We start from the raw sequence: 14,597 nt of genomic DNA on the forward strand, positions 1-14,597 counted from the left end.
AGGCCATGTCTGAATATGAGCTCCCTTTAGTCTTTTTTACCGTATTTTGTCAGTGGGCGGTGGGCGCAATTGTGGCCATCACAGTATTAATCGTCGCCCAACCAAGATGGCTGACGGAAGAAAAACGCTTTAATGCTCTGCGCAAAATGGCGGTGGCTATTTTGGCGGTCAATATTATCGGCTCGCTGCTGTCGCTATTGCATTTGGGTTCACCAACCGGGGCCTATCGCGCCATTCTGGGGATCGGTCATTCCTGGCTAAGTCGAGAGGTCGTCGCCTTCTTTCTGCTCAATGCGGTGGTATTTAGCTGGGCAGCCATCCTGTTTCGCTTTAATCGTAGCCAGGCTTTGATCCGCGGCGTTAGCCTGCTGGCCTCAGTCGCCGGGCTGGCGGCCATTCTGGTTTCGGCGCAGGTTTATTACCAGATGAGTAGCCACCCGCTATGGCACTCTCCCATCACCCATCTCAGTTTTATTGCCACAGCGCTGCTGTTGGGGTTTACCACTCTTGGCTTAAGGATCAGCGTTTTCAATGCGTCGCTGGATAAGCATCAGCGACAGCTCCCCACCCAGCTGCCGGGAGGCATTTTGCTGGCGGTGGCACTGATGTTGGCGGTGATCCTGGGGTACAGCGCAGGTTTCAGTGAACAAGGCAAAATGTTGGCCAGTGCCATCGCCATCTTTGGCTCAGGCTGGATGAGTTGGCTGATTTTTGCCGGGCTGATTATCGCCACCGGACTGGCGATCTATCTTTATCGCCGACCGGTGTTGTCAGGAGGAACCGCCAGCATGCTGATGCTGGCGCTGCTCTCCGCCTCGCTGGGTGGCCGAATGCTGTTTTACTCTGGCGTGATGAGCCAATATCCTTGGTTTTGAGATGATGAGTCAGAACCCATTTCCGGGGCAAGAAAAAGGCCGCCGAGGCGGCCTTAGGTTAGCAGGCAGGTTTTAACTGTAGGCGTTGAGCGTACGCTGGCACAGGGCGGAGCGGACGCAGTCTTGTTTATCAAAGCGGATGATGCCGATCATTTCATCCTCCTCGAAGCGTTCCATCGCATCGCTGAGGCCGGACTTCACACCGCGCGGCAAATCGCATTGGGTTACGTCACCATTAACGATTACCGTTACGTTCTCACCCAAACGGGTCAGGAACATCTTCATCTGGCTGGCGGTCACGTTCTGGGCTTCATCCAGGATAACTACCGCATTTTCGAAGGTACGCCCGCGCATGTAGGCGAAAGGCGCGATCTCTACCTTGCCGATTTCCGGACGCAGGCAGTATTGCATAAAGGACGATCCCAAGCGGCGCACCAGAATGTCATACACCGGACGGAAATAAGGGGCGAACTTCTCAGAAATATCCCCTGGTAAGAAACCGAGGTCTTCATCCGCCTGAAGAACCGGGCGAGTAACAATAATCCGATCCACTTCTTTATGTATAAGGGCTTCTGCCGCTTTCGCAGCGCTGATGAAAGTTTTGCCGCAGCCGGCTTCACCGGTGGCAAAAATCAACTGCTTCTTATCTATGGCGATTAAGTAATGACCCTGAGCTTCGGTTCTAGCCTCGATGGTAGAGCTATCGCGCTTGTCTCGCGCCATGCCAATAGACTCAACACCACCCATTTGTACCAGCGAGGTAACGGACTCTTCTTCAAGCTGGCGATGACTACGAGCGTCACGACGAATAACGCGTTTCGCTTCACGACGTGCTTTGATCACTGCTTTTTGTCTCATAGTGGCACCTTACAGTTTGTTTCACCTACCGCGGCGGTCTGGACCGCGCGATTATGTTTCACACACAGATTAGGTTTTGGCTCCCTTTTGAGCCAACAATAGCCAAGAGTAAAAGTGAATACGCGGCGAGCGTTTCGGCACACCGATTTTTCACGGGAGAACGCGATTGCGTAATTAAACCTAGAGTAAAAAGTGACAAGAATTTGGAATGACGAGAGTGTGGAGTGGCCAGGAAAAGAGAGTCGGAGAGAGAACCCTCGTTACAACGAGAAATCAGGAAAGGTCTGTTATTTGTTCTTTCTAGCCCAACCAAGGACTTTACCATTAGCGATCCCCGCAGTGTTATTTACAGCTTCGAGCTGTGCACCTTGTGAAAACTACCGCCAGATGATTACAGTATAATGACATTCAAACCTCGCGCGTTGCTAAAATGTAAAAAAATTTAATCTTTTTTGTTTTTAGCCGCGGCCAGAACACTATATCACGCTGATTACGTCATTCAATAAATTTTTTATATTGATAATTATCAAATAGTTATGATTATAATCCGCAAATGACATTTTAGTTTCCTGATTAAATTTCGCACACTTCATAACCGCCCCGTCAGCAGAAATTTATTAATAAAAAAGGCGGGATAGCTCCCGCCCTGTTGCTGAGTGATCACGCCGATAAACTCATCCGGCGGTTACTCGAAGGTATAAGAAACGCTCAATCCGCCGCCCCAGTTTCTACCCGGTGCCGGTTCGTAGTAACGGCCATTGCCTTCATTGACGATCACCGAACCGACATATTGACGGTCAAACAGGTTATCTACCCGGCCAAAAACGTTAAGCATCCAGTTGCCCAGCGGATAACGGTAGCCGGTATTTAAGCCGACGGTGGTATAAGCCGGAGCCTGTTCGCTGTTGGCGTCATTAACCTCGATATCGCTCATATAGCGTACCTCGGCACCGGCATACCACCCTTCCGGCGGTGACCAGGCCAACGAGGCATAACCCATATTACGCGCAATGCCCGGCATCCGGTTGCCACTCGGTACCCTGTTGGCCACCGAACACTGGCTATCACCACAAACATCGTCGCGATAACGCGCATCCAGCAACGTCCAGGCTAACTGTACCCGCCAGTCATAAGCGAACTGCTGATCCAGCGCCAACTCAAGCCCACGTCTGCGGGTCTGTCCAGCGTTTTTGTAGCTACTGCGTCCGTTGCTGCTTTCATCAACCACAATTTCGTTGCTGGTGTCGGTCTGGAACACTGCGGCGGTCAGCAACCCATTGCCAATACGGGTTTTACTGCCAAATTCTACCGTATCGCTGGTTGAAGGATTCAGGCCGAAGTTGAGCCCGGACTGATTGCCGGAACGGTAGGACAGTTCATTAATGGTCGGGGTCTCAAAGCCACGGCCGGCGGAAAGATACAGGTTCCAGCCGCTCATCACCGCATAGTTAAGGGAACCGGCCGGTAACCACTTATGATAACTGGCGTTACCGCTGTCATCGCCATTAGCGCCGGTGATGTAGTGATCGTTGGAGTCAAAATTGACGGTGCTGTAACGCATACCGACATCCAGCGTCAGTTGCTGGGTTAACTGCCACGAAGTTTGCAGATAAGGGTCGAGGTTCCACATCAGGTTGCGTTCATTACGGCGCAGCGCCCCCTCGGTGCCAAGCTCGGTTACACCGTTGACCTGAGTAAAGTTTTCATACCCTTTACGCTGCTCGGTCATGGTTTCATAATCCAACCCGCCGGTCAGGGTGTAAGGCACGCCCAGCTCACCACGGTGCGTCCAGCGAGTATCAATTCCCTGATAGTGGCGCGTCAGGTCAATCACCCCGCCCGGATGCTGCGCACTGCGCTGCTGCACCGCGACCGGGATCGACTGGTACTGGGTGGTTTCGCGCTCACCGGCGTACATCATGATGCTCAGGTCATCATTGGCACCCATCTGGCGCTCATAATGCAGCCCGGCCTGGGTCTGTGACGTGGTTTTGCGTGTGTTGTACTGATCGGCTCGTGGTGCCTGGCGCGGATTATCGTGCCATTCGGCAGAAGTCAGGCCGCCTGGATCATTGGCGTCGATATCAACACTGTTGAACAACAGCGTCAGCGTGCTGACATCATCGATGCGCACGCCTAATTTGGCATTACCAAGGTTTTTCTGCGCGCCGCTGTGATCGCGGAACCCCTGGGTGGTGAAACGGGTACCGGAAATCGTGTAGTTAACATCGCCGGCTTGGGTGCCGTCGCCGGTTGCCCCGGTGGCTTTAACACCATAGCGCCAGGTGCCGTAGCTGCCGAAATACGAGCTGGCCTCCAGGCGAGTCGGCTGTTGGCCGGTTTCGGTTTCCACATTCACCATGCCGCCGGAGGCATTCCCGTAAAGGGCGGAAAACGGTCCGCGCAGCACTTCCACCTTCTCGACCGAGTTAAGGTCGATATTCGAGGTCTGCCCCTGGCCGTCCGGCATGGTGGCCGGAATACCGTCGACATAAATACGCACGCCGCGCACGCCATACATAGAACGGGCACCAAAACCACGCACCGACAACTGTAAATCCTGCGCATAGTTCTGTCGGTTCTGAATTTGCAGACCCGGCACGCTACCCAGGCTTTCCGACAGATTGATCTGCGGTCGTGCCTCACGGATTTGATCACCCGTGACAACGCTGACGGCCGCCGGGGTTGAAAGTTCAGAAAGACCGCTGCGCTTGGCGGTGACCACCATGGTCTGTTCGCTGTCCTTGTCCTGCGCAAAGCTGGCAGAAACAGGCAGTAGGGCTGGAATAACCAGCGCCGAAACTGCCAACCGGTTTTTATGAGTGCTTTTCATCTGGAGAATGCCGTTAAAGGGATCGGAAGGTATGAACCATTTGGAACGTTATGGCCGACATGTTAATGCTTTTAACAAAAAATGAAAATAGTTACCTAATTAAAGCCCGTTCCCCCAATTGCGCAAGGACAGGGTTGATTTCAATAAACGGTGGTGCACGGCAGAGATCAGAAAAATGAGGCGGGGAAACCCCGCCTTGTAACAGGTGACTTAGGCTTTCAACAGGCCACTGCCCAGGTAATCGTTAGCGTCTTTTACCCCCGGCAACGCAAAGAAGTAACCACCGCCGATCGGCTTGACGTACTCTTCCAGCGCCTCGCCGTTCAGACGTTTTTGCACCGTCAGGAAGCCTTTTTCCAAATCGGCCTGATAACAGACAAACAGCAACCCCATTTCCAGTTGACCGGAATTGGACACGCCAATCGAATAGCTGTAACCCCGCCGCAACAGCAAATTGCTCTGAGTTTGCGGCGTGCGCGGGTTTGCCAGGCGAATATGCGCATCCATCGGGATCAGCTTGCCTTCGGGATCTTGCGCGTAGTCCGGCTCGTCATGCTCATGCTTCATGCCAAGCGGCGCACCGCTGTGCTTGTCGCGACCGAAGATGGTTTGCTGTTCCTGTAACGGCGTGCGATCCCAAAACTCCACGTGAAAGCGGATAATACGTGCAGCCTGATAGCTGCCGCCCACCGCCCATGCGGGTTCTCCGGCGTTATCCGCCACCCACACCACCTGATCCATCAGCGGTTTATCGCTGGTTTTCGGGTTGGCGGTGCCGTCTTTAAAGCCCAGCAGGTTGATCGGTGTTTCTTTGCCTTTGCTACGTGCGGCGTGGGCAGAAATAAACCCTTCCCGCTTCCAGCGCACGCTGAGCAGATCCGGCGAATGCTTGATAATGTCGCGCAGCGCGTGGATCACCGTTTCATTGGTATTGGCGCAAATCTGCAATACCAAATCCCCGTGGCACAGGCTGGCGTCCAGCGAGTCGTTAGGGAAGCGCGTCATTTTTTGCAAACGCAGCGGTTTTTGTGCCTGTAACCCGAAGCGTTCGTCAAACAACGAAGTGCCGACCGACACGGTGATGGTCAGGTTATCCGGATAAATCTCCGGCCCCATGATGCCCGAATCGAGCGGTGGCAGCTTGGGATCCACCTCCGGTGCCCTGCCGCCGGTCGTCAGGAAGGCAATGCGGGTGGTCAGCAGCCGGAACAGCCGCTCCAAATCCTGCTTGTTGCTGGCCAGCACGTCAAACGCCACCAGCATCATCGCAGCCTGCTGTGGGGTGAGGATCCCGGCCTGATGCGCGCCATAGAACGGCTGCTTCTGCCACCGTTCATCCTGCGGCACCGCCAGCGGTTCTGCCACTTTATCTGCCGCCTGAGTCAGGCGGCTGCCGCCCAACGCCAACACGCCCAGCCCCAAGCCTTGCAGCAAACGGCGGCGCGACGGTGACGCCGCGTCCTGCGGCTGTGGATGCGGCCCGTTTGCCGGGCCGATCTTGTTACTCATTATGCTTGCCTCAATCCAGACCCAGAACGCCACGCAGTTGTGACAGGTCTTCCGCCAGAGTGGTGATTGGCCCTTTCATGGCATTGCGATCGGCATCGGTCAGCTTCTCATAAGACTCATAGCCATCTTTGGTTTTGTACTTCGCCAGAATGGTATCAACGGTTTTAAAGTTGGCGTCGATCTTGTCCAGCAACGGCTTGTTGGCCTTCACCAGCAGCGGACGCAGCAGGTTAACGATTTTCTGCGCGCCGTCGACGTTAGCCTGGAAGTCCCACAGATCGGTGCGGCTATAACGGTCTTCTTCACCGCTGATTTTGCTCGCCGCCACTTCTTCGATCAAACCGGCCGCCCCGCCCACCACTTTGCTTGGCGGGAAGGTCAGGTCAGTGACGCGTTTTTGCAGCTCGACGGTGTCGTTGTACAGTTGATCGGCGTATTTGCTCATGTCTTTGGTGGTGTTATCGGCAAACAGCGCTTTCTCCAGGCGGTGGAAACCGGTGAACTTCGGATCTTCCGCTTTCTTCTCGTAATCGTCTTCACGGGCGTCGATGCTGCCGTCCAGATCGGAGAACAGTTCGGCAATCGGTTCAATACGCTCGTAGTGCTGGCGTGTCGGCGCATAGAGTTTGCGCGCCTGTTCCACGTTGCCGGCTTTGATCGCGTCGGTGAACAGCTTGGTCTGCTTGACCAGCCCTTCCACTTCTTTGGTAACATAAACCTTGTATTCGGCAATCGGCCCAACCAAATCCATCGCGTTCGGTTTGCCGTCGGTGGCGGCACCCGCAGCCGCAGTCACGGTCAGCTTGCCTTTCGGATTGCTGAGCAGCCCGCAGGTCATGTCGTATTCACCCGCTTCCAGATTGGCGGTCATCTTCTGGGTAAAGCCCGGCGCGATGTTCTCACGCTCTTCTACCACCATCACCCCTTTGAGGATTTCCCATTCAACGTTTTTCTGGCTGGTGTTGTGCACCACAAACTGGGTTTTACCGGCCGGTACCGTCAGCTGCATCGGCTCACACTGCTTGTCGTTAACGGTAATCTTCACCTGCGGCACATCCGCCGCCTGGGCATTGATGCTCAGCGCGAACGCCGGGAGTGCCAGTAATGCTGCGTGCAACGCCTTGCGGCGGAATAATGGAGTCGACATACAAGATTCCCTATTAAAATTAATGATTGATTTTACGTTGCGCCGAAACCGCTGCCGGTTCCGCACGCTGCGGTAGGAAAAAGAAAATCAGCGCCGGAATCAGATACAGGAAATAGACCGCCACTTCGCTCACCGTTGGCGTTTCCTGGTAGCCGAAGATGCCTTCGAGCAGAGTGCCAAACAGCGAATGGGTCGACAGATGGTTACTGAGATCGAACGCGATATCCTGGAAATGGTTCCACAGTCCGGCCTCGTGGAAGGCGCGGATCGCCCCGGCAGCCAGACCGGCGGCAACGAACAGAATAAACAGGCTGGTCCATTTGAAGAATTTGGCCAGGTGCAGCTTCACGCCGCCCCAATAGATAGCCATACCCAGCACGATGGCGGCCACCAGACCGAGCACTGCACCGATCGGGGCTTCAATACCCACATCTTGCTGGAAGGCGGCCAGCAGGAAAAACACCGACTCCAGCCCTTCACGCGCCACGGCAAAAAACACCATCGCCACCAGTGCCCAGCCCTGGCCTTTGCCGGAGTTGAGCGCGTTGTCGATAGCGCCTTCCAGATGTACCTTGACCGACCTGGACACCTTACGCATCCAGAACACCATATAGGTGAGGATCAGTACCGCCACCACCGCAACAATGCCTTCGAACAGCTCTTGCTGTTTCTGCGGGAATTCACCGGTGGTTTCATTGATGAAAATGCCGAGCGCCAGGCACAGAGCAGCGGCAACAATCACCCCTATCCATACCACGCCTAGCCATTGACCCCGCTGGGTGCGTTTCAGGTAGCTGGCGATCAGGCTGACGATCAACGCCGCCTCCAGCCCCTCACGGAACATGATAAGGAAGGGAACAAACATAAATAATAACCCCTAAAAAGGCATCTGCTGCGAAGCGTCCGCACGCCGGAAATGGCGGCAACGCCAATGTAAAGAAAAGTAAAACACAACGATAGTGATTATCATTCTGGCTGGAAGAAATACAAGGGCCGCAAGGGTGATTTTTTCTAATCAAATGTCGCCAGGTGTTTCAGGCAGATGACAGAAAACGGCGGAATGAAAAATGATAAAGGGCGCATTAAGCGCCCCCAGACTACGGATAAAGCCAGTTATTAGGGAGAGCGTGCCGAAGGGGTCGTAGTAGCTTTAGCTGCCGACCAATTTGCCGGGAGCAAATTGGAACGACGTCCAGTCGGCCCGGAGGGTGGGACACATGGACGTGTCCTATAATGGCCCCTCGGTGCGCTAGGCCCGAGTATCTCGGACTAATAAACAACTTTATAAAGGGCGTATTAAGCGCCCTTTGAGACTCGTGCTGCGCGAGGATTAAACGGTTTTGAACTCGGCTTCTGCCTGATCAAAACGTTCGGTGATAGTCGCCGAAGGCTGACGACCCATCAGGCTCACCGTCACGATGGCGATACAAGCAAACAGGAAGCCCGGGATGATTTCATACAGATCCAGCCAGGCAAAGTGTTTCCAGACGATCACCGTCACCGCCCCGACCAGCATGCCGGCCAATGCGCCGTTACGGGTCATGCGTGACCACATTACCGAGATCAACACCACCGGACCAAAGGCCGCACCGAAGCCGGCCCAGGCGTAGCTCACCAGACCCAGCACGCGGTTTTCCGGGTTTGCCGCCAGCGCGATGGCGATCAGCGCCACCACCAGCACCATAAAGCGCCCGACCCACACCAGCTCACGCTGGCTGGCACCTTTACGCAGGAAGGCTTTGTACAAGTCTTCGGTAATCGCGCTTGAACACACCAACAGCTGGCAGCTCAGGGTACTCATCACCGCCGCCAAAATGGCCGACAGCAGAATGCCCGCAACCCAAGGGTTGAACAGAATCATCGCCAGTTCGATAAACACGCGTTCACCGTTCTGCGACACATTGCCCGCCTGATCCGGGTTGTTGGAGAAGTAGGCAATACCGAAGAAACCGACGGCAATGGTCCCCGCCAGACACAGGATCATCCAGGTCATGCTGATGCGGCGTGCGCTGCGAATGGTGCGGTGAGAGTCCGCCGCCATAAAGCGCGCCAGAATGTGTGGCTGACCGAAGTAGCCCAACCCCCAACCCAGCAGTGAGAGGATCGCCACAAAGTTCAGGCCTTTCAGCATATCGATATTGGCCGGGTTCTTCGCCTCAATCACCAGCATCGAGGTGTCAATGCCACCCACGGCCATAATCACCATTACCGGCGTCAGGATCAGCGCGAAAATCATCAGACTGGCCTGCACGGTATCGGTCCAGCTCACCGCCAGGAATCCACCGATAAAGGTATAGAGGATAGTAGCGGCGGCACCGGCCCACAGCGCGGTTTCGTAGCTCATCCCAAAGGTACTTTCGAACAGACGCGCACCGGCCACAATGCCGGAAGCACAATAGATAGTGAAGAACACCAGAATAACGATGGCAGAAATCACCCGCAGCAGCTTACTTTTGTCTTCAAAGCGGCTGGTGAAGTAATCCGGCAGCGTCAGGGCATTATTGTTGGCTTCGGTATGCACACGCAGCCGCCCCGCCACCAGCTTCCAGTTAAGGTAAGCACCGATCGTCAAGCCAATGGCAATCCAGCTTTCGGAGATGCCGGACAGAAAGATGGCGCCCGGCAGGCCCATCAGCAACCAGCCGCTCATATCCGATGCGCCGGCAGAGAGCGCGGTCACCACGCTGCCCAGGCTACGGCCGCCCAGAATGTAGTCGTCAAAGTTATTGGTTGCCCGGTAGGCAAGTAAGCCGATTAACACCATCCCGAAGATATACACCAGGAAGGTCACCAGCATTGGTGTGCTCATTGTCATGAAATTCTCCACTCTCATTATTATTTCGCGCTGTATTGCGATAGTTACTGCTTGCCCATCCGCCGGAACGTGGCGAAATTGCAGGTACCCCGCAGGTGAAAATAGTTTCCGCCCGCAATTGTCTGGCCGACGGCTATCCTAGATGACCCTTTCATTATCCAACAAGATATTTAACAACAAAGTTACACAAAGTTTACCCTGCGTCACATTTAACCGCCCTCAGGGTTACACCTTTCACCCCCAAACGGAGTTGCACCTAATATAATTCTGATGTTACCCCTGATATCACTGGGGACAACGTACTTAAACTCCGTCTTCATCTCTCCCTGCCCAGAGGCTGAGCAAGAAGCATGCCGGTTATTGATGTTAAAAAATCGATGGAACTCACACTTCGCTCATCAGCCTGATTTAACACGGTTGCACAAAGTTGCAACATGCTGGATATTGTCTGCATTCATCACAGCACTCAACGCACGAACCTATCCCCGCAGCCTCTCTGGCCCGCAGTTTGTGTATAGGTTCTTAAACACAGGAGTTGGATTGGCATGGGCACTACCACCATGGGCGTAAAGCTCGACGAGGCAACTCGCGATCGCATTAAAAGCGCAGCACAAAGTATCGATCGCACGCCGCACTGGCTGATCAAACAGGCCATTTTCAATTATCTCGAGCGTCTCGAGAACGGTTCCGAACTGCCTGAAATTCCTGCTGTTGCCGCTGCCGGCCAGACCGAAGCGGACGACATTATGCCGCAAGTGCAGGAAGAGTCCCACCAGCCATTCCTTGAATTTGCTGAACAAATCCTGCCGCAGTCGGTTAACCGCGCCGCCATCACCGCAGCCTATCGTCGTCCTGAGACCGAAGCGGTTCCGATGATGCTCGAACAGGCACGCTTACCGGCCGATCTTGCCAAAGCCACCCATAAGATGGCTTACAACATCGCCGAGAAGCTGCGTAACCAAAAAAGTGCAAACGGCCGCGCCGGTATGGTGCAAGGTCTGCTGCAGGAATTCTCACTCTCCTCACAGGAAGGCGTGGCGCTGATGTGCCTGGCGGAAGCCCTGCTGCGTATTCCGGACAAACCAACCCGTGACGCGCTGATCCGCGACAAAATCAGCAATGGCAACTGGCATTCCCACCTCGGCCGCAGCCCATCGATGTTCGTGAACGCCGCCACCTGGGGCCTGCTGTTCACCGGCAAGCTGGTTTCAACCCATAACGAAGCCAACCTGTCGCGCTCGCTGAACCGCATTATCGGCAAGAGCGGTGAACCACTGATCCGTAAAGGCGTAGACATGGCGATGCGCCTGATGGGCGAGCAGTTCGTCACCGGCGAAACCATCGCCGAAGCGCTGGCCAATGCCCGCAAGCTGGAAGACAAAGGCTTCCGCTACTCTTACGACATGCTGGGTGAAGCCGCCCTGACCGAAGCCGACGCTCAGGCCTATCTGGTGTCCTACCAGCAGGCCATTCACGCGATCGGCAAAGCGTCTAACGGTCGCGGCATCTATGAAGGCCCGGGTATTTCGATCAAGCTCTCCGCCCTGCATCCGCGCTATAGCCGTGCGCAGTACGAACGCGTCATGGAAGAGCTTTACCCCCGCCTGCTGTCATTGACCCTGCAAGCGCGTCAATATGATATCGGCATCAATATCGACGCCGAAGAAGCCGACCGCCTGGAGATCTCACTCGATCTGCTGGAGAAACTGTGCTTTGAGCCACAGCTGGCCGGCTGGAACGGCATTGGCTTCGTGATCCAGGCCTATCAGAAACGCTGTCCGTTCGCCATCGACGCCGTGATCGACATGGCGCAGCGCAGCCGCCGTCGCCTGATGATCCGTCTGGTGAAAGGCGCTTACTGGGACAGCGAGATCAAACGAGCCCAAATGGACGGGCTGGAAGGCTATCCGGTTTACACCCGCAAGGTTTACACCGACGTCTCCTACCTGGCCTGCGCCCGCAAACTGCTGGCGGTGCCCAATCTGATTTATCCGCAGTTCGCCACCCATAACGCCCACACCCTGAGCGCGATTTACCATATGGCAGGCAACAACTACTACCCAGGTCAGTATGAGTTCCAATGCCTGCACGGCATGGGCGAACCGCTGTATGAGCAAGTGGTGGGTAAAGTGGCCGACGGCAAATTAAACCGCCCTTGCCGCATTTATGCCCCGGTCGGTACCCATGAAACGCTGCTGGCATACCTGGTGCGCCGCCTGCTGGAAAATGGAGCCAACACCTCGTTCGTTAACCGCATTGCCGACGCCACGTTGCCGCTCGACGAACTGGTGGCCGATCCGGTCACCGCAGTTGAAGCTATGGCCGCCAGCGAAGGGCAAATTGGCCTGCCGCATCCGCGTATTCCGCTGCCGCGCGAGCTGTATGGCGAGAAACGCACCAACTCCAGCGGTCTGGACTTGTCCAACGAACAGCGTCTGGCTTCTCTGTCCAGCGCATTGCTGAGCAGCGCTACTCAGCCATGGCGTGCCGAGCCGATTATCGACGCCGAGCTGGATCAGGGCGTGGAACAACCGGTGATTAACCCTGCCGAACCGGGCGATATCGTCGGTTACGTGCGTGAAGCCACCGAAGGGGAAGTCAGCCGGGCGCTCGACGCCGCTGCCGCTGCCGGTCCAATCTGGTTCGCCACCCCGCCATCCGAACGCGCCGCCATTCTTGAACGCGCCGCAGAACTGATGGAAGGCCAGTTGCAAAGCCTGTTGGGTATTCTGGTACGCGAAGCAGGTAAAACCTTTAACAACGCCATCTCCGAAGTGCGTGAGGCGGTCGATTTCCTGCATTACTACGCCGGTCAGGTGCGCGATGACTTCGCCAATGACAGCCACCGCCCGCTGGGCCCGGTAGTTTGTATCAGCCCGTGGAACTTCCCACTGGCGATCTTCACCGGCCAGATTGCCGCGGCACTGGCGGCAGGCAACAGCGTGTTGGCCAAACCGGCCGAGCAAACTCCGCTGATCGCCGCACAGGCAGTACGCATTCTGCTGGAGGCCGGTATTCCCCAGGGCGTGCTGCAACTGCTGCCAGGCCAGGGTGAAAGCGTCGGCTCGGTGCTGGTCAATGACGCCCGCGTCCGTGGCGTGATGTTCACCGGCTCCACCGACGTTGCCGGTATTTTGCAACGCAGCATCGCCGGTCGTTTGGATCCGCAAGGTCGCCCAACGCCGCTGATCGCCGAAACCGGGGGCCTGAACGCGATGATCGTCGATTCTTCCGCCCTGACCGAACAGGTGGTAACCGACGTGGTCGCCTCTGCCTTCGACAGCGCCGGTCAACGTTGTTCTGCCCTGCGTATCCTGTGTATTCAGGAAGACGTGGCGGACCATACGCTGCAAATGCTGCGCGGTGCGATGGCCGAGTGCCGTATGGGTAACCCGGAACGCCTGTCTACAGACATCGGGCCGGTGATCGACGCCGAAGCCAAAACCGGTATCGAACGCCATATCCAGGCAATGCGTGCCAAGGGCCGCAAGGTCTATCAGGCGGCGAAAGGCAATGCACAGGATGAGAAAGAGTGGTCACGCGGGACCTTTATCAAGCCAACGCTGATTGAACTGGACAGCTTCGACGAGCTGCAAAAAGAGATCTTCGGCCCGGTACTGCACGTGGTGCGCTTCCAGCGCTCCAACCTGGAGTCATTGGTCGATCAGATCAACGCCGCCGGTTACGGTCTGACGCTGGGTATTCACACCCGTATTGATGAGACCATCGCCCGCGTCACCGAACGTGCCAAGGTGGGTAACCTGTACGTGAACCGCAACATGGTAGGTGCCGTGGTCGGCGTGCAGCCGTTTGGCGGCGAAGGTCTCTCCGGCACCGGTCCGAAAGCCGGTGGCCCGCTGTACCTGTACCGCTTGCTGGCTAACCGTCCGGATGACGCAGTGCTGCGCACCCTGAGCCGTCAGGACGATGAACGCCCGCTGGAAGCCACCGCGCGCCCACAGCTGCTCAAGGCCCATCAGGCGCTGGAGCAGTGGGCGATTGCCGAAAAACAGACAGAGCTGGTGACGCTGGCACAACGCTACGCCGAGCTGGGTCAGGGCGGCACCCTGCGCCCTCTGCCAGGCCCAACCGGCGAGCGCAACACCTATGCCCTGCTGCCGCGTGAGCGCGTACTGTGCCTGGCCGATAACGAAGCCGATGCCCTGACTCAGTTGGCTGCGGTACTGGCGGTGGGCAGCAGCGTGTTGTGGCCGGAAGCCGAGCTGCAACGCGCCCTGTATCGTCGCCTGCCGGCGGCGGTTCAGGCCAGCATCAGCCTCAGCAAAGACTGGCAGCAGGACAAGGTAGAGTTTGACGCCGCCATTTACCACGGCGATGCCGATCAGTTACGTACTCTGTGCGAGCAAATCGCCCAGCGCAGCGGCGCGATCGTTTCAGTACAAGGCTTTGCCCACGGCGAAACCAATATCCTGTTGGAGCGCCTGCTGATCGAACGCTCGCTGAGTGTCAACACCGCCGCCGCCGGCGGTAACGCCAGCCTGATGACGATTGGTTAACGACCTCAGTTAATCAGCCCAAGGGCGCAGCGTAATGGCTGTG

8 protein-coding genes are annotated in these 14,597 nt (G+C 56.2%); 2 read left to right on the forward strand and 6 right to left on the reverse strand.

Going from position 1 to position 14,597, the window contains the following annotated elements; all coding sequences use genetic code 11:
• The first annotated feature begins 5 nt into the window (after positions 1 to 5).
• Positions 6 to 875, forward strand: a complete 870-nt coding sequence (locus tag QOT07_RS15180) for a dimethyl sulfoxide reductase anchor subunit family protein (protein WP_283603460.1) — start codon at positions 6 to 8, stop codon at positions 873 to 875.
• A 72-nt stretch (positions 876 to 947) separates the two neighbouring features.
• Here QOT07_RS15180 and phoH read toward each other — a convergent pair whose 3' ends face one another.
• The 6 genes from phoH to putP all read right to left on the reverse strand — a co-directional run bounded on the left by phoH (position 948) and on the right by putP (position 10,037).
• Positions 948 to 1,733 carry a phosphate starvation-inducible protein PhoH gene (gene phoH / locus QOT07_RS15185; protein ID WP_085117328.1) on the reverse strand — a complete coding sequence of 262 codons (786 nt, stop codon included), beginning with the start codon at positions 1,731 to 1,733 and terminating at the stop codon, positions 948 to 950.
• A 685-nt stretch (positions 1,734 to 2,418) separates the two neighbouring features.
• Positions 2,419 to 4,566, reverse strand: a complete 2,148-nt coding sequence (pqqU, locus tag QOT07_RS15190) for a TonB-dependent receptor PqqU (protein WP_283603461.1) — start codon at positions 4,564 to 4,566, stop codon at positions 2,419 to 2,421.
• 210 nt (positions 4,567 to 4,776) lie between these two features.
• Positions 4,777 to 6,075, reverse strand: a complete 1,299-nt coding sequence (gene efeB / locus QOT07_RS15195; protein WP_261284870.1) for an iron uptake transporter deferrochelatase/peroxidase subunit — start codon at positions 6,073 to 6,075, stop codon at positions 4,777 to 4,779.
• Positions 6,076 to 6,085: 10 nt separating this feature from the next.
• Entirely contained in the window at positions 6,086 to 7,222 is a 1,137-nt protein-coding gene (efeO, locus tag QOT07_RS15200; RefSeq protein ID WP_099064394.1) for an iron uptake system protein EfeO, read from the reverse strand.
• Between the two features lie 19 nt (positions 7,223 to 7,241).
• The gene (gene efeU / locus QOT07_RS15205) at positions 7,242 to 8,087 is read right to left on the reverse strand and encodes an iron uptake transporter permease EfeU (protein WP_283603462.1); all 846 of its coding nucleotides are present in this window, start codon (positions 8,085 to 8,087) and stop codon (positions 7,242 to 7,244) included.
• 465 nt (positions 8,088 to 8,552) lie between these two features.
• Positions 8,553 to 10,037 (reverse strand): sodium/proline symporter PutP, encoded by a 1,485-nt coding sequence (gene putP, locus QOT07_RS15210; RefSeq protein WP_099064396.1) that lies wholly within the window; start codon positions 10,035 to 10,037, stop codon positions 8,553 to 8,555.
• 545 nt (positions 10,038 to 10,582) lie between these two features.
• Here putP and putA point away from each other — a divergent pair.
• On the forward strand, positions 10,583 to 14,554 hold the full coding sequence (gene putA, locus QOT07_RS15215; protein WP_283603463.1) for a trifunctional transcriptional regulator/proline dehydrogenase/L-glutamate gamma-semialdehyde dehydrogenase: 3,972 nt from the start codon (positions 10,583 to 10,585) through the stop codon (positions 14,552 to 14,554).
• Positions 14,555 to 14,597 lie beyond the last annotated feature (43 nt).

The organism is Serratia proteamaculans, from assembly GCF_949794035.1.
GTDB classification, from domain to species: domain Bacteria; phylum Pseudomonadota; class Gammaproteobacteria; order Enterobacterales; family Enterobacteriaceae; genus Serratia; species Serratia proteamaculans.

Bases quoted from the DNA above. Each gene is read 5' to 3' on its own strand.
- pqqU (WP_283603461.1), bottom strand. From the start codon at position 4,566: ATGAAAAGCACTCATAAAAACCGGTTGGCAGTTTCGGCGCTGGTTATT.
- putA (WP_283603463.1), top strand. From the start codon at position 10,583: ATGGGCACTACCACCATGGGCGTAAAGCTCGACGAGGCAACTCGCGAT.
- efeO (WP_099064394.1), bottom strand. From the start codon at position 7,222: ATGTCGACTCCATTATTCCGCCGCAAGGCGTTGCACGCAGCATTACTG.
- putP (WP_099064396.1), bottom strand. From the start codon at position 10,037: ATGACAATGAGCACACCAATGCTGGTGACCTTCCTGGTGTATATCTTC.
- phoH (WP_085117328.1), bottom strand. From the start codon at position 1,733: ATGAGACAAAAAGCAGTGATCAAAGCACGTCGTGAAGCGAAACGCGTT.
- efeU (WP_283603462.1), bottom strand. From the start codon at position 8,087: ATGTTTGTTCCCTTCCTTATCATGTTCCGTGAGGGGCTGGAGGCGGCG.
- QOT07_RS15180 (WP_283603460.1), top strand. From the start codon at position 6: ATGTCTGAATATGAGCTCCCTTTAGTCTTTTTTACCGTATTTTGTCAG.
- efeB (WP_261284870.1), bottom strand. From the start codon at position 6,075: ATGAGTAACAAGATCGGCCCGGCAAACGGGCCGCATCCACAGCCGCAG.